The sequence below is a fragment of the Arenibacter nanhaiticus genome, from assembly GCF_900141935.1.
Lineage (GTDB): Bacteria > Bacteroidota > Bacteroidia > Flavobacteriales > Flavobacteriaceae > Arenibacter > Arenibacter nanhaiticus.
The window spans coordinates 97,698-121,241 of the sequence record NZ_FQYX01000003.1 but is presented as its reverse complement, the minus strand read 5'-3'; the positions used below and the strand labels follow the sequence as shown (position 1 = coordinate 121,241).

The window sequence follows — 23,544 nt, the reverse complement described above, 5'->3', positions numbered from 1 at the left end:
GAGATGAAAAATATACATATAAAAATAGCCGTTTTTTTACTTTTGATCGGGAGTAGTTGTTCCGATGAAATTTTGGAAAAACTTCCCAAAGACCAGTTAACGGTTGCTACCACTTTTACCACGAACACTAATTTTGAAACCTATGCCTGGTCATTGTATTCCTACTCCTTTCCCGGGTATTGGGACCTAACTCCTATTAACAGGGAAATGGGCAGTGATCTTATTGTTAATAATTCGGGTACTCAAGGAGACGAGTTGTTTTGGCAACGGAAAACGGTCCCGTCATCATCGGGTTTATGGAACAGTTCCTATGTAAATATTAGGAGAGCAAACCTTATGCTCGATAATATTGACAACAGTGAGTTAACAGATGGGGAAAAACAACATTGGAAGGGAGTTGGTCTTTTCTTTAGAGCATACGAGTATGTACAACTTATAGCCAACTACGGAGAAGTTCCTTGGGTAGATAGCGCTTTATCAGAAGCCGATACGGATATTCTATATGGACCTAAAACAAACAGGGACGTATTGGCACAAAACGTATTAAACGATCTTTTAGAGGCTGAAACACTTATAAATCCTGAAGGCTCTGGTTCTAACACCGTGAATACCGATGTAGTCCGCGCCCTGATTTCTAGATTTGGATTATATGAAGGTACCTGGAGAAAATACCATGGCCTTGGAGGGGAATTACAGTATTTACAAGCCAGTGCCGACGCAGGAGCGAAACTAATAGCAGACCACCCAGAACTACATCCTAAGTACGACGAAGTATTTAACAGCGAAAGTTTGGCCGGGGTATCTGGTATATTATTGTACAAGGCCTACGAATTTGGAGTGCAAAACGGACGTTGGTCTCACTACAACAGAAGTTCTATTGGTCATCAAGACCTGACAAAAAAAGCGGTAGATCAATATTTATGTCTTGATGGTCAAACCATATTTACAAGCCCTCTTTTCGATGGAGAAAAAGATGCCTATGACGAATTTAGGAATCGTGACCACAGGTTGTACTTTAATACCCCGCCACCATTTAGGGTAGATACTGGTGGTAAAAATCAACTTACTTGGGAGTTCGATGCCGACCCTAAACATAGGGAGTATATAGATTTAATGGCAACCTTAAGTGATGATACCCATAAAACATTACCTACATTGAACTGGAGGGGGCTGGTAGTTAGAACATCACCTCATTTTAGAAAATTTAATGAGGGGCATGGATATAATGTAACTTATTCAGGATATGCGTTTTATAAGTTTTCTAATAAAATTAGTAGGCTGCAGAACAGGGATTCTCATGATGCCCCTATTTTTAGGATGGGAGAAGTGTTTTTAAATTACGCGGAAGCCAAGTATGAACTAGGACAGTTTACCCAAGAAATTGCAGATGCCACCATTAACAAATTAAGGGCCCGGGGTGCTGTTGCTCCTTTAGATCTCAGTAGCATTCCCAACGACCCAACAAGAGATGCCGATGTGGCCCCTGCCCTTTGGGAAATTCGTAGAGAAAGAGGAGTCGAGTTTTTGGCCGAGGGCTTAGGAAGAGCTTTTGATATTAGGCGGTGGAAAAAGTTAGTTGAATATGGTGCCCATGAAAAGCTTGGAAGATGGGTAGTAAATTCAGAGTACGGAAATAATTTACCTGTACAAGGTGGGGCATCAGAGGGTTATGTATCTCCTTTTGGTGTTCCCCCTGGTGTGCCAGAGCATTACTACTTGGAGCCTATTCCATCAGATCAGATCGTATTAAACCCTCAATTGGAACAAAATCCGGGTTGGGAGTAATAAATGGGTTTGATTTTAAGACTTAAAAAAAGGATGTCCATCAAAAGACATCCTTTTTAATAAACAAGAATATTTAAAAAAGAAAATCATGAATAGAGTGTTTCACGGATGGTCAACAGCGATGTTGCTTTTGCTGCTTTTCAACTCCTGTAAAACCGGTAAAAAAAATGATTCCCAAACGATAGCACAACCAAATATAATTCTCATTAATATAGATGACCTTGGCTGGCGCGACCTTGGCTTTATGGGGAGTGATTATTTTGAAACCCCCAATATCGATGCCCTCTCCAAAAAAGGCATAGTGTTTACCAATGGATATGCTGCATCTGCTAATTGTGCCCCAAGTAGGGCCAGTTTAATGACTGGGGAATGGGTGCAACGTCATGGAATTTACACTGTTGGAACTTCGGAACGGGGCAGGTCGCAAGACCGCAAATTGGTTCCTACCCAAAATACAGAAACCTTATCCGATGAGTTTTTACTCCTACCCCAACTCTTACAAGATAACGGTTATGCGACCTGTCACGCCGGAAAATGGCACCTTTCCGACGACCCTTTAATGTCTGGTTTTGAAGTCAATATAGGTGGTAGCCATGCCGGTCACCCAAAAAGCTATTACCCACCTTATAAAAATATAGAACTTCAGGGAAAGCCAGGAAAGCGATTGACAGATTTGGTGATGGACAAGGCCATAAATTTTGTAAAAGACACCGACAAACCCTTTTTTCTCAACTATTCTCCATATGCCGTGCATACGCCCATTCAGCCTGTTCCAGAATTGATAGGAAAATATAAAAACAAACCATCCAAACTAGGGCAAGACAATGCCGAGTATGCTACAATGATCGAAAATATGGACACCAATATTGGACGACTGCTGGCAACCTTGGAAGAAACTGGAAAACTAGGAAATACCTTTATAGTATTTACCTCAGATAACGGTGGTTTATATACCGTCAGCAAGCAACATCCTTTGAGAGCAGGAAAGGGTAGTTACTATGAGGGAGGAATAAGAGTTCCTTTCTTTTTTGTATGGGATAATGCTATTGCTGCTATGCAGCGCAGCGATGAGCCTATCAGTAACCTAGATCTATATCCTACTATTTTAGAAGTAGCAAAAGTAAAGGCTCCAATTACTAAAAACTTGGATGGAAAAAGCTTAATACCCTTATTAACGGGAAATAAGAGAGGCTTCGACAGGGCACTTTATTGGCATTTTCCGGTTTATCTAGAAGCTATAGCAAAGGAGAATGAAAATAGGGATCCGAAATTTAGAACTCGTCCTGGATCGGTAATCAGATATGGGAAATGGAAACTCCATCACTATTTTGAAGATAATGCCGTAGAGCTTTATAATCTAGAGACCGACCTTGAAGAACAAAATAATTTAGCCGAAGCTCATATCCAAAAAACAAAAGAATTGTTACAACTTTTGAAAAACTGGAGGAAAAACACCATGGCTCCTGTTCCATCGGCTTTAAACCCGGATTATAAGGAATAAAAAAAATGGATTTAAAGAATGTTTTGAAATCATAAATTAAATAAGAATGAATCATTTGTTATCAAATTTTTATCTACTAGGGTGTTTTATCATACTGTTTTCTTCTTGTAAAGAGCAGAAAAAAGATAACGCAGTCATCAACGTAAATCAAAAACCTAATATCATTTACATTTTGGCCGATGATTTGGGATATGCCGAGTTGGGAGCCTACGGACAAGAAAAAATACAAACTCCAAATATAGATGCATTAGCGAAAAACGGAATGCTCTTTACACAGCATTATACCGGAGCTCCTGTATGTGCCCCTGCACGTTATAATTTACTGACCGGGAAACATTCTGGCCATTCCTATGTCAGGGGTAACGATGAATGGAGAGAAAGAGGTGAAGTATGGAATTACGTAGCTGGTATCAAGGACTCTTCTTTAGAAGGGCAACGCCCTATTCCCATGACGTCCATTACCATTGCAAACAAACTTAAAGAAGCTGGCTATGCCACTGGTATGGTTGGAAAATGGGGGTTGGGTGCACCGCATACCGAATCTGTACCAACGAATTTTGGCTTCGATTATTTCTTTGGATTTAATTGCCAGCGTCAAGCCCATACCTATTACCCCGTACACTTGTACGAGAATAAAACTAGGGTGTATTTAAATAATGATACCATTGCTCCTAATACCAAATTGGATAAGGGAGCCGATCCTTTCCAAGAGGCTAGCTATGACAAATACACGCTTAATGACTACGCCTCGGAATTGATGTTTGATAAGATAACTCAATTTGTTGATAACCATAAAAACAAACCGTTTTTTATGTATTGGGCAGATCCAATTCCGCATGCTCCTTTACAAGCACCAAAACGATGGGTCGATTATTACATCGAAAAATTTGGAGACGAGGAACCTTATTTGGGAGAGAGAAGTTATTTTCCCCATAAAAATCCGCGTGCTGCCTATGCAGCTATGGTTTCTTATTTAGACGAGAATGTGGGGAAACTAGTAGCACAATTGAAAAAGGAAGGAATCTACGAAAATACCTTGATTATGTTTACATCAGACAATGGTCCTACCTTTAATGGCGGGACAGATTCTCCTTGGTTCAATAGTGCCGAGCCGTTTAGAAGTGAGTATGGCTATGGGAAAGGTTTTTTGTATGAAGGTGGAATCCGTATTCCTATGATTGCTTCATGGCCTGGAAAAATAAAGGCCGGTACAACAACCGACCTTATTTCTGCTCATTATGATGTTATGGCCACCTTAGCGGATTTGACCGGACAGGCTGCTCCCGAAAGAACCGATGGAATTAGCTTTTTGCCAACACTTTTGGGAAAGGAAGAAAATCAAAAACACCACGAGTTTTTATTTTGGGAATATCCAGAATACGGTGGGCAAGTTGCTATCCGTATGGGAGATTGGAAAGTGCTAAGACGAAATCTAAAAAATAAAAAAGCAGTGCCTACCCTAGAATTATATAACCTTAAAGAAGATGTAAGGGAAGAAAACAATGTAGCTGCCCATTATCCTGAAATTGTAGCAAAGGCCGCCGAAATCTTTGCTCGGGAACATCAAGATGCAGAAGTGGAGATTTTCAGGATCCCAATGGTAGAAAACGGACTGCTACAAGAATAATTAATAATTTTTAATTAACACCAATGCTATCGACATTTTTAAATTTCAAGAGCCTTGAATTCATATTGCGAATAGCCGTTTTCATGACTTTCTTAGGACATGGTATGTTTGCAATAGGTGGTAATGCCAATTGGCTTATTTATTTGCAGACGGTTGGTTTTTCTATAGAAACTTCTAAAAGCTTAATTGTGCTAATCGGAATTCTCGATGTTATTGTGGCCCTAATTATTCTATTAAAACCTCATAAATATATTGTTTTATGGGCATTTGTTTGGGCTTTTTCAACCGCTGCAGTACGCCCATTAGCAGGTGAATCAATATGGGCATTTGTAGAAAGAGGCTCGAACTGGGCCGTACCGTTGGTCCTGTTTTTTTTATTAAAGATAAAATCAGAAAAAAAATTAAAAATATGAATAAATACAGTAACGCCCTATTAGCCTGCTATTTCTTTGCTGGATTAAGTTTAATTGGCTGTATCAATAAAGAAAATGGCGATCTAAGTTTTAAAAGTAATTTTAACACTTCAAAGCCCAGAGCATTTATTGGTCCAGAATATTGGTCCAATCCCATGCAAGATTGGCATTTGGAAAACGGGGAGCTTGTCTGCAATGTCAGTAAGCCGAACAGAAATGTGCATGTTTTAACCCAAAAAATAGAAGCAATTAAGGGGCACCTGAAGATGAAAGTTCATCTTAGGGTATTAAATTCGGACCAAGGAAAGGATAATAAGAATTGGGTCGGGTTTAGCATAGGTTCAAAAGGAGAGTTCAACGATTATCGTGACAATGCCATTTTTGGGAAAGGACTTAATTTAGGAGTAACCACCCAAGGAAAGCTGTTTATAGGAGAAATTTCTGAAAACAGTCTAAACAAAGAAAACCAACAAATCATACAACAAGGCGCATATTTGCAACTAGAGGTATCCGAGAGCTCTAATGGTTCCCTATTAATACTTTCATTATTAGATGGGAATTCAAAAAATCCTATAACACAATTGACTAAACAAGGAATTGCAGCAGAAGAATTAATTGGCGATTTAGTTTTAGTCAGTAGTTATACGTTAGATAATGGGACTCAGAGCAATCAAAAAAGCGTCGCGTTTAAAGAATGGGAGATTTCTGGAACCAAGGTTAAATCGTATCCAGAAAATACTTTTGGGCCTATTATGTTTTCACAGTATACAATGAGCAGGAAAATCCTTAAACTCACAGCACAAATGGCTCCAATTAACGACTCAGTGGAAAAGGTTAGCTTTCAGATACAAAAAGAAGGGAAATGGAACACCATTCAAGAGGCCGCAATAGATAAAGATGCTCGGACGGCCACTTTTAAGTTTACAGACTGGGAAGGGAGCATAGATATCCCTTACAGATTGGCGTATAAATTGGACAAAGGAGAAAATGTAAAGGAAGAATATTATTGGAAAGGAACGATACGGAAAGAACCAAAAAACAAGGACGAAATTGTCATTGCTGGTTTTACCGGTAATGATCATATGGGCTTTCCTAATACAGATATATTTAACCAGGTAGCCTTCCATAATCCCGATTTGTTATTTTTCTCAGGTGATCAACTATATGAACCAAGTGGTGGATTTGGTATTCAAAGATCTCCAATCGATAAAGCGACCTTGGATTATTTACGGAAGTGGTATATGTACGGTTGGGCATATAGGGAATTAATGAAAGACAGACCTACTGTAAGTATAACTGATGACCATGATGTTTACCACGGGAATATTTGGGGTGAATCAGGAAAGCCCACTCCGCCAGATTATGGCCAAGGTGCCAAGGCGCAAGATGCCGGAGGCTACAAAATGCCAGCCCAATGGGTACGAATGGTAGAGCGTACCCAAACTAGCCATTTACCCGATCCTTTTGATCCTACTCCGGTAAAACAAGGTATAGGGGTTTATTATACCGATATGGCCTATGGTGGAATTAGTTTTGCAATTTTAGAAGATCGGAAATTTAAATCGGCTCCTAAGGCTCTTTTGCCAAAAGCAGAAATAAATAACGGTTGGGCGATGAATAAAAATTTCGACATGAAAAAAAATGGTGATGTTCCTGGGGCAACCTTATTAGGTGAAAGACAGTTGTTTTTTTTGGACAAATGGTCCTCTGACTGGAGTTTTCAATCTCAAATGAAGGTCTTATTGTCGCAAACTATTTTTGCCAATGTAGCTACTTTACCAAAAGAGGCTCTCACAGGGGCTATTATACCTACTTTAAGAATCATGAAAGAAGGCGAATACCCTGCAGACGATCGTCCAGTATCGGATTTAGATTCGAATGGATGGCCACAAACTGGAAGAAACAGAGCCGTGAGTACCATACGGAAAGGGTTTGCATTTCATTTGGCAGGAGACCAACATTTGGGAAGTACTATTCAATATGGTATTGATGGTTGGAACGATAGTGGTTTTGCCTTTTGTGTTCCCTCTATTACCAATCATTGGCCTAGGCGCTGGTATCCTTCAGAAGGCGGAAAGAATCGTCTAAAAGGACATCCAAAATATACAGGAGAGAACCAGGATGGTTTTGGAAACAAAATGACGGTTCATGCAGTATCCAATCCTCTATATACCGGCATGAAGCCGTCTAGGCTGTATGATAGGGCCGCAGGATATGGGATTGTTAGATTAGATAAAAACAAACGAACTATAACTATGGAGTGTTGGCCTAGGCAAGCCAAACCACAAGATGGCGATACGGCGCAGTATAAGGGGTGGCCAATTGTTATCAATCAGGAACAAAACTATGGTCGTGAAGCAGCAGCATATTTGCCTACCTTGAATATTGAAGGTATGGAAAATCCGGTTGTAAAGGTGATCAATGAAGGTACCAATGAAATTGTATACTCCTTGCGCTTAAATAAAAAAACTTTTACCCCAAAGGTATTTGAAAAGTTTACAAAATATACTGTAACAGTTGGAGAACCAGATACCAATACTTGGAAAACTATAAACAATATAGTTCCCGCCGAGGGCATTATTAGTTTTAAATTTTAGGAGATACCAAAATAACCTATCAAAATCCAATTTGTATAATTTTAAAATCGCAGATTGGATTTTGATGGTTATATATTAACCTGAGTTCAGCCTAAGCTTTTTGTAAATTAAATCTAACAATGGGGTTAAAGTTCATAAATAACAATTCTGGACTTTTACAAGTCCAAAGAGGTTCAAGAGGCATAGTTGCATTAAGAACTTTAGGAGACCTCAGTTATACAATTGCATACCTAAAAAAAGAAGTTGGTAGTCGTAACAATAATGTAGATCCTGATCCATGCCTTCCTGACGCTTTGCGCGCTTTTTGAAGGAAAATTATAATTAAAAGGGTGAAACCTATTTAGGAAAAAGCTAGGTATTCTGATGTGGTTTTTTAATAATATTCTGTATTTAGAACATATACACATCTACCTATGATTATTACGTTCCAATATATTAGTAAATCCTTTTGGATAATTCTATTCTGTATCCTTCCATTTGAAAATAGTATTGCCCAGAATACGGCGAAGCGCCCTAATATTGTTTGGCTTGTTTCCGAGGATAATGCCAAAGCGTATTTAAGTTTGTATGTCAAAGGTGGAGCTCAAATGCCAGCAATTGAAGCTCTTGCCAAAAATGGTATTGTATTTAATAATGCCTTTTCAAACGCACCTGTCTGCTCTGTGGCAAGAAGTACCATTATTTCTGGGTGTTACGCACCAAGAACCGGTGCTCAATACCATCGAGGAATGAAAAAGGTGTCTATGCCCGATGGAATAGAAATGTTTCCCAAGTACCTTAAAGACGCCGGTTATTACACCTCCAATAATGCAAAGGAGGATTACAATTATATAGAAAAAAATGTGGTATGGGATGAATCATCTGTTAATGCTTCCTATAAAAACCGTAAATTAGGTCAACCTTTTTTTCATGTCCAAAATTTTGGAGGCACCCATGAAGGACAATTACATTTCTCTGAGATAGACATATCCAAATTAGATAATCAAAACACCAACATCCCTCTTTTTCCCTATCACCCAGACACACCAATATTTAGGTTTACCAATGCTTACTATAGGGATCTTCATAAAAAGGTGGACAAAAAAATTGGAGCTTTTATAAAAGAACTAGAAGTTGATAGCCTTTTGGATAACACCATTATTTTTTATTATGCAGACCATGGAGGTGTTCTTCCTAGAAGCAAGGGTTATGTTTACGAAAGTGGACTTCAAGTGCCTATGGTGGTTTATATACCGGAAAAATGGAAGGCGATATTTCCTATGGAAAGAGGTAGTAGATCAGATGCTTTTGTTGAGTTTATCGATTTGGCCCCTACAGTGCTAAATATTGCCGGCCTTGGTGTACCAGAAAAAATGGATGGCAAACCTTTTTTAGGAAATACATTAAGTACTAATGATTTAGAACAACGAACTACAACCTTTGGCTATGCCGATAGGTTTGATGAAAAATATGATTTAGTTCGTTCTTTTCGTCAAGATAATTATAAATATATCCGAAATTATCAACCATTTAATATTGATGGCCTTTTTAATTTTTATAGATATAGGATGCTTGCTTATCAAGAATGGCAAATGTTATTTAAAACAGATAAATTAAATAAAATTCAACAACAATTTTTCCTGCCACGCTCACCCGAATCACTATACGATTTAAAAACAGACCCAAACGAAGTTCACAACCTTGCCGAGGATCCCGCTTATAGATCCGTATTACTGGATCTAAGATCTAAATTACAGCAAAAAGTCAAAGAAATGCCCGATCTAGGGTTTTATCCAGAGGCTTATTTCCTAGAGAACGGATTAGAAAATCCCTGGCAATTTGGACAAGAGAATAAAAAGGATATTGAGAAGCTCATTGAAATTGCCGATTTATCTCTTGAAACTTTCGTAAAAGTAAAGGATGATATCAAGTTAGCTTTGGAATCTAAAAACCCTTGGAAACGCTATTGGGCATTGATCGATTGCAGCACTTTTGGTAATGAAGCATCCTTTTTCTATACCAAAGCCGAGGAAATGGCACAAAACGATCCTGAAAATTTAGTACGAATTAGGGCGATAGAGTTTTTGACGTTAAATGATAGACCTATTTCTTCAGAACTGATTTTGGAACTATTAAAACGTGCAAATTCTGAATCCGAGGCCATTCTAATGCTAAATACCGTGGCCCTATTGAAGACAGTTAAATCTGGATTTAATATCGTTTTGCCACGTACAATATTTAACCCTCAGTGGCTGGCTAAAAAAGGTTCTTTGGTTAATGAAAGAATAAAATTTATCAATAAGAAAAAATAGGGTTTTGATCAATGTATAATAATTTACTCTGTATAATGGATCAGGAAGGTCTCCCTCAGTAAGTCCTTGTCGAGATCAGGCTACTGTTATCGGTTCCCGAGGATAGATGATGTACCTTCAGCTCCTTCCATGTAGAAGGAAACATAACCAAATTCATCTCAGATTACCAGATCGTATTTTTCAAAGCGGCCTTCGATGACCATTAAGGTGCACTGGAAATGTAACTCCACTATCTGTGTTAACAGTTTATACACCGTGGAAAACGAACCTTCAATCCAAGACCTACGGCGATATGGGTCTTGCCCGTGGCGGGGTTAACGGCCAATATAATATTGTGCCCGGAATCTATAAAATCCAGACGTTCCAATAAGGGGAGCTTCTCCATAGCGTTGGAAGGTAATTGCTTCCGATTGAGCTCGTTCAAATACGTTTTTGAAGGGAAACTGGCCTTTCTAATCTAGTTTTTTTGGTTCTCTATTCCTCCTTCACATTCCCGGTCTTTAATTTATAAAACGAATTCTTTTATGGATCATATATGAAATAAATTCTATAAGGATCCTATTTAGCACAAAGTTACATCGGTAGATCCGCTAACTTTGGGGGTAATCAGTGGCTACTAGCTTACACATTTTGAATGTGATAGAGGATATTTGCGGCATTACAGTCCATTTTGATGGTTAAAAAAACAGCCATCTGATTCTCAACAAAAATATACTTAGACAAATGGGCACGGCTTTTCTGTAAAATTTAGTTCGGCTTTATTTCAATTCTAATGGAATTCTAACGTTCTTACAAAAATTAATTGAGTCAAAAATATATCTTTGAATAATTTTAAAAACGATATTATCATAAAGCAAATATTAGTCATAGAAGATGAGCCCAATGTTGCGGCATTCATAAGCCAAGGACTTCAAGAATCAGGTTATAAGGTCTTTGTAGCATATGATGGTTTAAATGGTTTAAAATTGCTAAAACAGAAACAAATTGATTTAGTGGTCCTGGACATAATATTACCTGGTATAGATGGACTTGCAGTAGCAGGAAGAATAAGACAATTAGGATACGAAAGTCTGCCAATAATAATGCTAACAGCATTGGGTACAACTGAAAATATCGTAAAGGGTTTGGATTCTGGAGCAGATGATTATTTGATAAAACCTTTTAAATTTAAAGAGCTTTTAGCAAGAATTCGAGCGCGAACACGAAAGAAGGATATCATCGAAAATAGTAATCGGATGCTCACGATAGAAGATTTAGAGTTAAATTTGGATGCAAAAATTGTAGTAAGGGCTGGAAAAGAAATAAAATTGACTTCAACCGAATTTAGATTACTTGAATACTTGCTAAAAAACAAGAATAGGGTTTTGAGCCGTATTGACATCCTTGAGAATGTTTGGGATATAAATTTCAATATGGGAACTAATGTTGTAGATGTCTATGTTAACTACTTAAGAAACAAGATCGACAAGAAATTTGACACCAAACTCATACACACAGTAGTCGGAATGGGCTATATACTAAAAGTAGAATAGGTTATTTATGAAATTAAGAACAAAAATATCCTCAATATTCATAGGGCTGATGAGCTTGTTCTTGAGTGTTATTTTTATACTTATTTATTTTGTTTCTAAAGGAGATACTGAGAGTGAATTTTACCTACGTCTAAGTAAAAGAGCTACCATTGCAGCCCAAGCCTACTTAGATGCAAATGAATTGAACATTGATATTTATAATGACATTAGGATTCGCCACTTAATGACCTTGCCAAATGAAAAAGAATTCATATACCCCGTTGATACTGAAAGAAAACTTGTATTGGGAAAATTTGATAAATCTTTGCCAGCGCGTTTTTATGAAAATATTTTTAATGAGGAATATGCAGAATTAAAGATTGACGATTATTATTATGTAGGCTTGTTATATTATGACAAGGAAGGTGATTTTATCGTTGTTCTCTCGGCAACAGACCTATATGGTTCTGGAAAACTCGATAATTTAAGAAATACACTTCTCGTGGCATTCGTCATAAGTATCCTTTTTATATTTATTCTTGGGAGAATATATGCAACACAAGCTTTGAGTCCTATTTCCAAGATTAATAATGAAGTTAACTCAATTCGTGCGGAAAATTTATCCTTCCGTTTAGGAACAGAATATGGTAAGGGCGAACTTGGTAAACTAGCAAAAACGTTCAACAATATGTTAGACCGGTTACAGATTTCATTCGACCTTCAAAGTAATTTCATCAATAACGCCTCTCACGAACTTAGAAATCCTCTTACCGCTATATTAGGCCAAACAGAGATTGCACTTAATAAAGAGAGAAGAATAGAAGAATATCGTTCTATACTTAAGAACATAGAATTTGAGGCATCACGGCTTGATTACTTGGTAAACGGACTTTTAAAACTTGCAAAAACAGATTTTGATTCCAAGGGAATCGTCATTGAACCAATACGTCTCGATGAGTTAATCTTGGATATTAAGCAAACTATTGATGCGTCTATTCCAAATAATAAAATAGAATTTGATTTTGAAGAGTTACCCACAAGCGAAGACGCTATAACACTTTTAGGCAGCGAATCCTTATTGAAAGTAGCTATCGGAAACATTATAGAGAATGCTTGTAAATTTTCAGACAATAAAAAAGTATCCATCAAGTTATTTTCTGATAACGATTTTATTTTTCTCACAGTTAAAGATAAAGGTGTCGGAATTCCAGAAAGTGAACTTAAAAATATATACGATCCCTTTTTTAGAGCTACTAATGTTCGAGGAATAGAAGGTTTTGGGTTTGGTCTTCCGCTTGCATACCGGATAATTAAAATGCATTCAGGCGAAATACGTGTATTTTCCCAAATAGATAAGGGAACACTCGTAAAAATAAAACTACCCAACAAAAACACTACCCAAAACCTTTAGGGGGTGTTTAAAATTCTAATCTCATTTTAATTTAGCTCTTATATCCCTCTAACAAGTGGCAACTAAGTTTGTTTTAAAGTTAGAGAATGAGAAAAATAGTTATTCCGACAGATTTCACTGTTGAATCCTTACAACTTATAGAATATGCTTTTTTAAACTTTCCAGACACAAAGTTAGATATTGTTTTAGTTGGGGGCTTTAAGTTTCCAAATACTCGATGGAAAATTGCCCATTTTAGGGAAGGAAAACAGATTAAAAATCTGCTTAGCGAAGAATTCAATGAGGCAAAGCGCATTATTGAACTTCAACACAAGGAAGATATTGAAAATATAAATTTTGAATTGTTTACTGGTATTAATCCATTCGCCTTTCAGCACTTCATAAAACAATGTCAAGTTAGCGACGCCATCATCCCTAAAAACAATTCCTTGCATAGCTCGAGCAGAAAATGGTTTGATACTACAAAGCTCATCAAAAAGAACGTAAAAAATGTCATTGAAGTTCCTTTTGAACTTAAAGATAAAGTTCCTCCCAAAAAGCACTCATTTATAGGTCTTTTCAATTTGTAGAAAGCCTTAGAAAATTAAACTTATATAATCTTATAATAACAATGAAAAATTTTTCAACAAAATATTTTAAGTCGGATTTAAAGGCCGGACTGGTCGTTTTTTTAGTTGCACTCCCATTATGTTTGGGGATAGCCCTTGCCAGTGGCGCGCCTCTATTCTCAGGTATTATTTCTGGAGTTGTCGCTGGAATTGTAGTCGGTTTACTGAGTAATTCACAATTAAGTGTTTCTGGTCCAGCAGCAGGTTTAGCGGCTATTGTTTTAGCAGGGATTGCGACTTTGGGATCTTTTGAAGCATTCTTGTTGGCAGGTTTTTTAGCGGGTATCATCCAAATCATCTTGGGTTTTGCAAAGGCAGGGATACTTTCCAATTACCTACCATCTAATGTGATAGAAGGAATGTTGGTCGCTATTGGTATAATCATTGTTATATCACAAATACCTCACGCTGTCGGATTTGACAAAATGCACGAAGGCAATTTTTGGTACGTAAATGCCCTTGGCGACCATCAAATTTTCACAACTTTCGCAAATACCATTAATTCCATCCATCCTGGAGCCGTTACTGTGGTTGTTGTTTGTTTGGCTATTCTAATAGCTTTCTTAAAAGTTCCATTTTTAAAAAGGTTAAAATCTATTCCCGGAGCTTTGATTGCCGTATTGGCAGGTATCGGGATAAATGAAGTTTTCAAGGCAACAGGTTCTTCTTGGGCAATAGGCCAAGAACATCTTGTTAGTCTTCCTGTGCCAGAATCCATGACAGCATTTTGGAACCAGTTTAGTCTGCCGGATTTTGCTCAAATTGGAAATGCTGAAATTTGGGTGGTAGCCATTACAATTGCGGCCGTAGCAAGTATCGAAACTTTGCTATGTATTGAAGCTGCTGATAAATTGGACCCCTTAAAAAGATATACAAACACAAATAGAGAACTAAAGGCTCAGGGGGTTGGTAATATGATAAGTTGTTTGATAGGGGGTATTCCTATTACTTCTGTAATCGTAAGGACTTCTGCAAACATAAATTCTGGCGGTAGGACTAAAATTGCAGCAATAGCACACGGTGTATTTTTAATGACGGCGGTACTCGCAATTCCATTTTTATTGAATCTAATTCCGTTGGCATCCCTTGCGGCCATATTGCTCGTAATTGGGTATAAACTGGCAAGTCCGGAAAAGTTTGTTCATATGTGGAGAAATAGCAAAAAGTTCCAATTTATACCTTTTGTAGTAACTGTAGTAGCTATTGTGTTTACAGATTTATTGATGGGAGTAGGAGTAGGTCTTGCGGTAAGTATCTATTATATTTTACGAGGAAATGTAAAGTTAGCTTACTTCTTTAAAAGAGATAATCATAAAGAAGGCGAAATCGTAAATATTGAATTGGCGCAAGAGGTGTCTTTCCTAAATAAAGCTGCCATAAAACAGACTTTCGTACACCTACCCGAAGAAAGTAAAATAATAATTGATGCTTCAAACACGGTTTATATTGACCATGATGTACTTCAAATGATAAAGGAGTTTGTGAATTTTTCCTCTAAAGAAAGATCCATTGACGTAGAATTGGTAGGTTTTAGAAAACAGTACAAGATGGAAAACTCCCAAACACATGTTGTTTCTACTTCACCTGAAATCAAACAAAACATAGGTCTAAACAACATAAAAACCGGCGTTAAAATACCATCTAGCCATATAAAAATAAGTGAATTAAGCAATATATAACATCATGAAAACAATCACGAAAGAAATACAAGAACGCACCACGCCATTAGAGGCATTGGAAGTTTTAAAGCAAGGAAATAAGAGGTTCATAAAAAACATTAGCGCTCCTAGGAATTTACTACAACAAGTGAACGAGACGGTAACGGGCCAATGGCCATTAACTACCATTCTTAGTTGTATAGATAGCAGGGTGCCAATAGAATTAATTTTTGATCAGGGAATCGGAGATATCTTTTCGATTCGGATGGCCGGCAATGTAGTTAACTCCGATGTTATAGGTAGTATGGAGTTTGCATGTAATATAGCCGGATCTAAATTGATAGTAGTAATGGGCCATACCAATTGCGGCGCTGTTAAAGGGGCATGTGATCATGTGGAATTAGGGAATTTAACCGGTTTATTAGCGAAAATACAACCTGCTATATATGAAGAAAAGTCTACTATGGATCCGAGTATAAGAAACTCTTCAAACAAAACTTATGTAGAAAAGGTATCCATTATCAATGTTAGGCGTTCAGTAAATTCTATTATTGAAAGAAGCTCGGTTCTACTACAAATGATTGAAAGAGGAGAAATAGGAATAATAGGAGCCATGTACGAACTAGAAACCGGGAAGGTACATTTTTACCCAGAAACTTTGCGGTTTGGTTCCAGCCAGGCAACGGTACCAGAACTAAGTTCTAGTATATCTTAAAAATAAACAAAATGAATTCATTAAGTATAATAATAAGCCTTTTTGCCTTTCTTGTGGGTGGTGAACATCAGAATGAGCCTCAGAAACACGAAATTAAGGAGGGAACAATTTTGGTAATTGGCAACCCCTCAGCGAATGACTACAAACATATACAATTTCCTAAAAAAAATATAATCATAAAAAGAGGCGGACTGCCAAACTGGGATAGTGTTGACCAGATTAAGGTAATTGTGACCGATATCCGAATAAGGTCTAACAGTAATACAGAAGTTATCCTTAAGCGTGCCGATTCAAGAAAATTTTTCAATAGCTTCCCAGTGATAAAAGCAAATTTAGAAAGTGCAATTGCTTCCAAAGAATTAATTTGGCCATAGTATATGGATAGAAAAAACACCGCTGGTGGTCTGTAAAATTAATTAGGAGCTAACAATTGGCGATCTACAGAAATATATTAACAACATAAGTTCATCTATCAATGTAAATAAGGCAGGGATTAAGTGAAAGAAAGTATCATTACCTTTGGAGGTCTCCCTAATCACAAGTTGATATACTAAGGAAAACAGCCCTGGTCAGTGTGCCATGAACAAAGTGTGAAGATGCGTTTGAACCATTTATTTGTTAAGGGTATGTCCTATACCTTTATAATAGTATCCATATATTTAAGAGGGTGCTTTATACAGCGTTTTACACCATGGATTTCCTTTCTTGCTGCCTGATTGTAATGGATAGAAACAACTACACTTGTACGAAAAGCTATTGCCTGCTTGGTCCGATCGCCCAAGAAAATATAGGTTATATTATAAATAACTACACTAGAAGTTCAAACCAAACTCAGGATTTACAGATTTCTAATATACCCTTTGCAGCAAAAAGAAAGGTAAAAACTATCGTTCACTAAATTTTTATGTAGACGTGCTTGAAAACAAAAAAAGTGATTTGCAAATGCAAATCACTTTTCTGATTAGTCGGGATGACAGCATCCGACCAAATATCACAAACCACTGATTACCAGTTAATTATATCGTTTTAAAACCCATCAAATCCCATAAGGGACATTGTTGCAAAAAAGTAACTTAAAAAAGTTATATTTTAAATCCTTTTAATATCATAACGATACAAATAAAATCACAATATATAAAAAAACATCCTTTTTAATTATTGAGAAAAAGTCGCTTAATAAACAACCTATTCTTTTTATATAGTTAGAGCGGCTTTATAAAAACTTATTTTCCCTCCAAAATCTTATACAGTAATTCTGGTTCATTGTAAAAATGTAATCTACCTTTTGCGCCAAAAGGTCCTTCATATCTTCCTCCTTATCAACTGTCCATGCATTCACTGTCAACCCAAGGTCCTGGGCTTCCTTTATCCATGTTGGATTCTTCTTATAAACATTATAATCTAATCCCGTATAACCATCATTCTTTACCTCCTCGGGTGTTTTTATCCCCATTGAGATAGGCAAGCTCATCTAACTATTTTTCTTTTGTAATTTTTAAAATTAGTTGTTACAACTCAAATCCCATCATAATTCCAACTATTGGCTGGTTGTCCCAATTATCAGATATAATATTCGATTGTAATAGCATATAAATTGCAGGTTCAAATCGCCATTTTTTACCTTCAATACCCACATAAACCCTATTTCTTGAAAAACCGTTTTGGTTAATAAAAATCTCCTCCAACACGTAAGGGTTAAGGTTTAGATTAGTCCAGTTGAAGTTTGGTTTAATCTTGAAGTCTGTCCTATATCGTAGCCTTGTTTCTCCAATTTCAAACATCCTTAATTCAATGCGATGCCGATTTCGAATGCTCCAATCTCGAATTTTAAATTTTCCAGAAAACCTTATCATTGGTCTATATTCTACACCTTTGGAGCCATTTAAATCATAATATTCTTGGCGATAAATTGCTTCAACACCCAGAATTTCATTAATTTTAAAAGCAGTTTTCCCCTCTAAAAACCAGTCGTAATTTCCAAATTGTGAACTATATAAGTTATTAAAAAGAATTTCACCTCTCCACTTTTGATTAAAATCCTTATATACATATAACTCTTGCCAAAGCTCAGCAATCCCAGACTCACTATTCTGTGCATATATTTTTCCAGCTTTAAGAGTAAACATCACCAAAATAGCAAACCAATCCAATCTAGTCTTTTTCAGGGCCCAAATTAATTTAAAATGTAATTTTTCTATTATTTTGAACATTAATTTCGAATTCTTTAAAAATTACTATTGAATTTTCATCGATAATTCCTGCTTCACAATTGACCTAGCCCCCATGACAACTCACAATCAAGATTTGGTCTTGTTTCGGAATTTTATTTTTGATTTTCATGGTCATTGGATAATAAACCTAAAATGTATATTACACAATATTTACCTTTCTCTCCAATTCACCTACTTTACATTAATTATCAACACTTTATTCTATTAAACTTTTTCACCCCTTTAATTCTGGCCAAACCATTAGATTCACCCATTCTCGATCCAATCATGCTTCCTTCCAAATTATCCCATCTCTTCACTCTAAATGCGTTAAAATTCTAGTTGAACCCATAACTGCTATCCTTTAAGTTCCTGATATTTAACCTTATTTGGTTCTATAGAAGCCAAGGAAAAACCTAGGTAGCCATGATCCTCATTATTGGATTAAGCTGCTGGATTAACCTGTAGTAATATTATTAAGACGGTCTGATTCCAGGTCGGAAAGAACTGTGTAACAAAAACCTAATTGAAAAGCGCCCCCTCCCTTTAAGTCAAATTCTGGTGAGGGAGCACGCTACCAAAGCCTTCAAAAGTATAATAATAGCGCCTTGTTTTTTCTGTTAAAAAAATACATGAGCTCTCCATATACCATTCCGACATCATTTTAGCCAAAAGCTCTTTGTATTTGACAAAAAAGGTATTCTTTCCGAAGTCTCATAGGGACCAAACCGGCCGTTAGTGCTTTGGACATACAGATAATATCGGGTTTTACTTCTAAATAATCAGAGGCAAAATGCTTTCCGGTTTTTTCAAAGCCAGTCATTACTTGCTGGTTCTAAAACGCTAATAAATAGCAAAAAAACCAAGAAAATCCTTCGGTTTTACTGTATCTTTAAGTTACTACACACAAAGTACTAAACATGCTACAGTACGAAGATATTGCTAAAGTCCAAGAATTGAAAGCAAAGTTTGATAAGGTTTGGATCATTTCAGAATATTTACAGGTACATCTAAATGTTTTAGGCTTTAATAAAATAAAAGGGCAGTTCAGTTGGTGCAAACAGGCAGGTACTAGCAATATATTTATGCTATTTAAATAAATTCTATAAATCCACTCTAGAAGCTTTTAAAATTATTGGCTTGTATCCTCCTTTAGTTCTGAAATAAAAAATTAAGATTATGTAACACACGAGCATAATAATGGGAAAAATGATCACCTTAGCCAAGGCCAATTGAGTTCCCTTAGTTTTAAGGTCTGAGATCAGCGCATTTACCTCATGAGGATTTTCCATACTAGCCAAATCTCCATTGAACTCTTCCATGTCCACTGTCTGATAATCGATTATGGAATAAATGGTCTCATCCTGTAAAGGGAGTTTTACTTTCCCGTCCTTTACCAACTTTGAGGGAGCAAGCTGTGTCAGTTCATGGGAGGACTGCAATTGTTCGATCTGTGAATTGGATTGGAAAGCTCCAATAATGGGCGCTCCCAACATTCCTACGGTAAGCATTCCAATTCCGCTAACTGCGTTCAGAGTTAGCGCTCCTCCCTTAGGAGTCTGCTCGGCCACAATACCTATAGTAGTGGGCCAGAAAAATGTCTTGCCAAGACCGTAGAGTGTTGCAGCTGCAAAAATGAACCACCCAGTGGTGAAGGAAAGGAAATATAATCCAAATATGGCGAGCACACAACTAATGACCAATAGGGCCAATGGGGATACTTTATGTAATATTGGGCCAGCGAAAAGCCGGAGCACCAGCATGATTAATGATGTGTAAATCAATACCCATCCCGCATCAAAGCCCTTGCTACTGGCAATTCCGTGCATTATAGATTGTATCCAGGAATCCGTACCCAGCTCGGTAGTGGCCAGTGGCATTATAATAAAACATAGGAACAATAATATGGGACGACCCAAAGTCCGGACATACCAACCAAAAGCAATCACCATAAACACACCAATAGCAATAAACCCATATCGCATCAAATAATCTTCAGGGCCCGGCATAAAAAAATCATTCAATTGTAATACCACTAGAAAAGCAACCAAGGAAGCCCCGCCAATACCAAATTCCTGTAGCATCTCCCTATAACTTACCCCCGCCGCAACGCGTTCATTAGCAGGGAAATCCTGTCTCAATAATATTAAAAAATACATTGTGGCCGGAACTACGGTGATAACGATCTTGATCCACCATTCCACATTGCCCATACCTATCACAATAATTCCGGCAAGTACCAATCCACCTGGCCAGGCGGCATGCAATATATTCAACCATTTGGTCTTGTCCTTATTGAACATAGTGGCTACAACCGGATTTATAAAGGCTTCTACTGTACCATTACCTAAAGCAAATACCAAACTTCCCCAATACAAAAGGCTGTAGGCCGTATCAATATCTCCAGACTGTAAAAAATGATAAGCAAAATAGCCCATTACCCCCCAGGTCATATGACCTATAAAAGCAAAGATCATTGCCATTTTATAGCCAATCTTATCAATGAACAGGCTAAAGAATATGATGGCAACAAAAAAAGGCCAGATACCGATTCCCATAAGCCTCCCCGCCTGTGCAGGATTTAGATCGAAAGCCACGCTCCAAGTATCAACTAGAAACACTCTAGTGATAAAACCGAAGGCAGTGGTCAATAATGCTATAAAACAACCTATAAAAAGGGCTCTTTTCTTAGAAGTATCTTCTAGTGGAAATCTTTCCATAATAAGTTTTGAATAATAGTTATCAAGTAATGGGAACTAATGTTTTATATCAGAACCTGTGTTTAAAGTTCCAATGATTTAAATTTCTGTGTCAAAGCAGTCAGTGAGGCTTCTACCGCCATTCGCTCCAATGAAGAAGCCCCAACAAATCCATGGGCATCCGTATTTTCTAAAATAACTTTAACGTCATCTGGTGTATTAATGGGGCCTCCATGTGCTAAAAAAATTATATCCTTATTGATCTTCCGCCCCGCTTCTATGATCTCTTGGGTTCTTTTAATAGCAAAGTCCATATCCACAGTTGCCCCCACTACACCTACAGATCCTCCTACCGTTGTTCCTACATGAGCTATAATTGCATCTGCCCCTACTTCTGCCATTTGAATAGCCTCTTCAGGAGTGGCTACGTACACACAAGAGTATAAATCCATTTCCGAAGCCAAACGTACCATTTCAACTTCTTTGGAAAAGCCCATCCCGGTCTCCTCTAGGATATCCCGAAAGCTACCATCTACAATGGAATGAGTTGGAAAGTTGTTAACCCCAGAGAACCCCATGGCCTTTACCTGTTGTAAAAAATGCCACATCCTCCTTCGGGGGTCCGATCCGTGAACGCCGCAGAATACTGGAATTTCCTCTACTACCGGCAGTACTTCAAACTCCCCTATTTCCATGGCTACGGCATTGGCATCGCCATAAGCCATTAATCCGGCCGTTGATCCGTGACCAGACATCCTAAAGCGTCCAGAGTTATATATTATTAAAAAATCGGCCCCACCCTTTTCTATGAATTTGGCACTTATTCCCGTACCTGCTCCTGCACCTATGATTGCTTTTTTCTGATCCAAGGTTTTTTGTAATCGTTGTCTAACTTCTTCACGGGTATAAGGGTTACCCTTTCCTGTCCATTTATTTGGCATATTGTTTTAATTTTATGTTTATATTTCTTTATTTCATCATTTTCAACAAGTGCTCCACTAACATCTTAGCAAAGACTTCATCATTGATATGAGCGTTCATTTGGACTACTTCAATATGGCCCTTCGCATTTTCCTTTATGGATTCAAAAAGTGCATTATTCGCTTCTGGGTTATAAAAAATATCTCCTTCACTGTCAATTTGGGAAATTCCTTTCAAGGGAATCAAGATTTCCACAGGAGCTTTGGCCTTCTTTAATTTATTGACAAGCTGTTTGCCCAGGATCTTGTTTTCAATATTATCGGTACGCATTAGAGTTACATCAGGTGCCCAACTATAAAGCTCTCTTGATTTATATTTCTGGGGTATAGTATCCAATTGGGCAAAATTCACCATATCCAAACAGCCAGGCACCACTATTTGGGGAATCCCCATTTCCGAAGCCGCTGTCAACCTGTCTGGGCCGGCACTTAAAATACCTCCACAAAGTTCATCAGCCAATTCAGTGGTGGTAACGTCCAATACGGCATCAAAAACACCTTCACGTATAAGCGATTCCATAGTAGCCCCACCAACACCAGTGGCATGGAAGGCCATGACCTCATACCCCCGGTCTTTTAATAGTTCGGTACATTTGTCCACACATTTGGTAGTATTCCCGAACATACTAATTGCTATATTTTTTTTAACTGTCACCGAAGTATCCACTTTCACGAGTGCCATTGCAGTTATGGCTGCTGATGCCTGCTGTATCAACAACCGACTGATCTTATTGATGCCGGCAACATCTACCACAGAAGACATCATTGTGATATCCTTCACCCCGATCTGTCTAGAAAGGTCTTTGGCTACTACCGTAGAAAGACATAGCTTGGGTATGCCCAAGGGTACTGCCTGCATGGCTTCCAATATGATATAGGTGCCGCCACCTCCCCCCATTCCAATAACACCCTTGATCAGGTCTTTGGAAACAAGGTCCGAAAGGATCTCCGAGGCGCCCATTCCCATAAGCTCTACCGCCTTTCCTCGATCACCAGATTTTCTAATGTTCTTTAAGCTTGTACCAGAAGCAGCCGCCACAGATTCGTTATCCACATCAATGGGAAACTTAACGGAAGTATCCATAACCCCAGTGTTTATAGTAATTAAAGGCTGATTCTGAATATCTAAACATTGATAGAGGTAGGTAAAATCCTCTCCCTTAGTATCAAAACAACCAAGCATTACTATGCTTTTATCCTTCATGCTCATAACCTTTTTTTAGGTTATACATTAAAGTCAAAAACCACTACCCGCTCCAATTGTGGAATTACTATGTCTTTCACCTTTTCGTGAATGGGATGGGGCAGATATTCTTCCCTAGATTCTGGACTATCGAAGGTCATGATAAAACCATGGGTAAAGCCATCATTAAATCCTTCCGTACTATCATAAGGGCCATATTCCATGTCTAACAACCCCGGTATTTTCCCTACCATGGCTTTCATTGTTTCAAAACAATTTTCAATTTCTTCGTTGCTCACTCCTTCCTTAAACTGAAACATTCCAAAGTGTCTAGTCATAATTCTTTTTATTAGTT

The 23,544-nt window shown here is 37.6% G+C and carries 19 protein-coding genes and 2 pseudogenes; 13 read left to right on the top strand and 8 right to left on the bottom strand.

Features of this window, described 5'->3' with window-relative positions; all coding sequences use genetic code 11:
* Positions 1-3 precede the first annotated feature (3 nt).
* The 6 genes from BUA16_RS02995 to BUA16_RS02965 all read left to right on the top strand — a co-directional run bounded on the left by BUA16_RS02995 (position 4) and on the right by BUA16_RS02965 (position 10,214).
* Positions 4-1,785 carry a RagB/SusD family nutrient uptake outer membrane protein gene (locus BUA16_RS02995; RefSeq protein WP_072763156.1) on the top strand — a complete coding sequence of 594 codons (1,782 nt, stop codon included), beginning with the start codon at positions 4-6 and terminating at the stop codon, positions 1,783-1,785.
* An 88-nt stretch (positions 1,786-1,873) separates the two neighbouring features.
* Positions 1,874-3,286: a sulfatase gene (locus BUA16_RS02990; protein WP_072763155.1), complete on the top strand. Its 1,413-nt coding sequence runs from the start codon at positions 1,874-1,876 to the stop codon at positions 3,284-3,286.
* 46 nt (positions 3,287-3,332) lie between these two features.
* Positions 3,333-4,913, top strand: coding sequence for an arylsulfatase (locus BUA16_RS02985; RefSeq protein ID WP_084668414.1), 1,581 nt, complete (start codon positions 3,333-3,335; stop codon positions 4,911-4,913).
* A gap of 83 nt (positions 4,914-4,996) precedes the next feature.
* Positions 4,997-5,326 (top strand): hypothetical protein, encoded by a 330-nt coding sequence (locus BUA16_RS18580; RefSeq protein ID WP_178338838.1) that lies wholly within the window; start codon positions 4,997-4,999, stop codon positions 5,324-5,326.
* Complete coding sequence (locus tag BUA16_RS02975; RefSeq protein WP_072763153.1) at positions 5,323-7,923, top strand: alkaline phosphatase D family protein; 2,601 nt, start codon at positions 5,323-5,325, stop codon at positions 7,921-7,923. The genes BUA16_RS18580 and BUA16_RS02975 overlap by 4 nt, the downstream gene beginning before the upstream one ends.
* Before the next feature lie 413 nt (positions 7,924-8,336).
* The gene (locus BUA16_RS02965) at positions 8,337-10,214 is read left to right on the top strand and encodes a sulfatase family protein (protein WP_084668412.1); all 1,878 of its coding nucleotides are present in this window, start codon (positions 8,337-8,339) and stop codon (positions 10,212-10,214) included.
* 238 nt (positions 10,215-10,452) lie between these two features.
* On the opposite strand, the gene BUA16_RS19185 is transcribed toward BUA16_RS02965, so the two are convergent.
* Positions 10,453-10,671 carry an ATP-binding protein gene (locus BUA16_RS19185; protein ID WP_084668411.1) on the bottom strand — a complete coding sequence of 73 codons (219 nt, stop codon included), beginning with the start codon at positions 10,669-10,671 and terminating at the stop codon, positions 10,453-10,455.
* 364 nt (positions 10,672-11,035) lie between these two features.
* Between BUA16_RS19185 and BUA16_RS02955 the strand changes: the two genes are divergently transcribed.
* From BUA16_RS02955 to BUA16_RS02930, 6 genes are all read left to right on the top strand, one after another.
* Complete coding sequence (locus BUA16_RS02955) at positions 11,036-11,746, top strand: response regulator transcription factor (RefSeq protein WP_245795508.1); 711 nt, start codon at positions 11,036-11,038, stop codon at positions 11,744-11,746.
* A 7-nt stretch (positions 11,747-11,753) separates the two neighbouring features.
* Positions 11,754-13,136 (top strand): HAMP domain-containing sensor histidine kinase, encoded by a 1,383-nt coding sequence (locus BUA16_RS02950; RefSeq protein WP_084668410.1) that lies wholly within the window; start codon positions 11,754-11,756, stop codon positions 13,134-13,136.
* A gap of 86 nt (positions 13,137-13,222) precedes the next feature.
* Positions 13,223-13,705: a hypothetical protein gene (locus tag BUA16_RS02945; protein ID WP_072763149.1), complete on the top strand. Its 483-nt coding sequence runs from the start codon at positions 13,223-13,225 to the stop codon at positions 13,703-13,705.
* 41 nt (positions 13,706-13,746) lie between these two features.
* Entirely contained in the window at positions 13,747-15,423 is a 1,677-nt protein-coding gene (locus BUA16_RS02940; protein ID WP_072763148.1) for a SulP family inorganic anion transporter, read from the top strand.
* A 4-nt stretch (positions 15,424-15,427) separates the two neighbouring features.
* Positions 15,428-16,117, top strand: a complete 690-nt coding sequence (locus BUA16_RS02935) for a carbonic anhydrase family protein (RefSeq protein ID WP_072763147.1) — start codon at positions 15,428-15,430, stop codon at positions 16,115-16,117.
* Between the two features lie 11 nt (positions 16,118-16,128).
* A complete protein-coding gene (locus BUA16_RS02930) occupies positions 16,129-16,491 on the top strand; it encodes a hypothetical protein (RefSeq protein ID WP_072763146.1) in 363 nt (120 codons plus the stop codon).
* An 839-nt stretch (positions 16,492-17,330) separates the two neighbouring features.
* On the opposite strand, the gene BUA16_RS02925 is transcribed toward BUA16_RS02930, so the two are convergent.
* From BUA16_RS02925 to BUA16_RS02915, 3 genes and pseudogenes are all read right to left on the bottom strand, one after another.
* Positions 17,331-17,588, bottom strand: a complete 258-nt coding sequence (locus BUA16_RS02925) for a glycerophosphodiester phosphodiesterase family protein (protein ID WP_072763145.1) — start codon at positions 17,586-17,588, stop codon at positions 17,331-17,333.
* Between the two features lie 37 nt (positions 17,589-17,625).
* Positions 17,626-18,327 (bottom strand): DUF2490 domain-containing protein, encoded by a 702-nt coding sequence (locus tag BUA16_RS02920; protein WP_072763144.1) that lies wholly within the window; start codon positions 18,325-18,327, stop codon positions 17,626-17,628.
* A gap of 709 nt (positions 18,328-19,036) precedes the next feature.
* Positions 19,037-19,156, bottom strand: a pseudogene (locus tag BUA16_RS02915) (aminotransferase class III-fold pyridoxal phosphate-dependent enzyme); the annotation flags it as partial.
* 91 nt (positions 19,157-19,247) lie between these two features.
* Between BUA16_RS02915 and BUA16_RS02910 the strand changes: the two are divergent.
* Positions 19,248-19,403: pseudogene (locus BUA16_RS02910) on the top strand (IS4 family transposase); the annotation flags it as partial.
* A 27-nt stretch (positions 19,404-19,430) separates the two neighbouring features.
* Here the strand turns inward: BUA16_RS02910 and BUA16_RS02905 are convergent.
* The 4 genes from BUA16_RS02905 to BUA16_RS02890 form a co-directional block, all read right to left on the bottom strand.
* Positions 19,431-21,047, bottom strand: coding sequence for an MFS transporter (locus BUA16_RS02905; protein ID WP_072763142.1), 1,617 nt, complete (start codon positions 21,045-21,047; stop codon positions 19,431-19,433).
* A gap of 62 nt (positions 21,048-21,109) precedes the next feature.
* Positions 21,110-21,967, bottom strand: a complete 858-nt coding sequence (locus BUA16_RS02900; protein WP_072763141.1) for a phosphoenolpyruvate hydrolase family protein — start codon at positions 21,965-21,967, stop codon at positions 21,110-21,112.
* Positions 21,968-21,995: 28 nt separating this feature from the next.
* A complete protein-coding gene (locus BUA16_RS02895; RefSeq protein WP_218616750.1) occupies positions 21,996-23,210 on the bottom strand; it encodes a Tm-1-like ATP-binding domain-containing protein in 1,215 nt (404 codons plus the stop codon).
* Positions 23,211-23,230: 20 nt separating this feature from the next.
* Positions 23,231-23,527, bottom strand: a complete 297-nt coding sequence (locus BUA16_RS02890; protein WP_072763139.1) for a Dabb family protein — start codon at positions 23,525-23,527, stop codon at positions 23,231-23,233.
* Between the last annotated feature and the right edge of the window lie 17 nt (positions 23,528-23,544).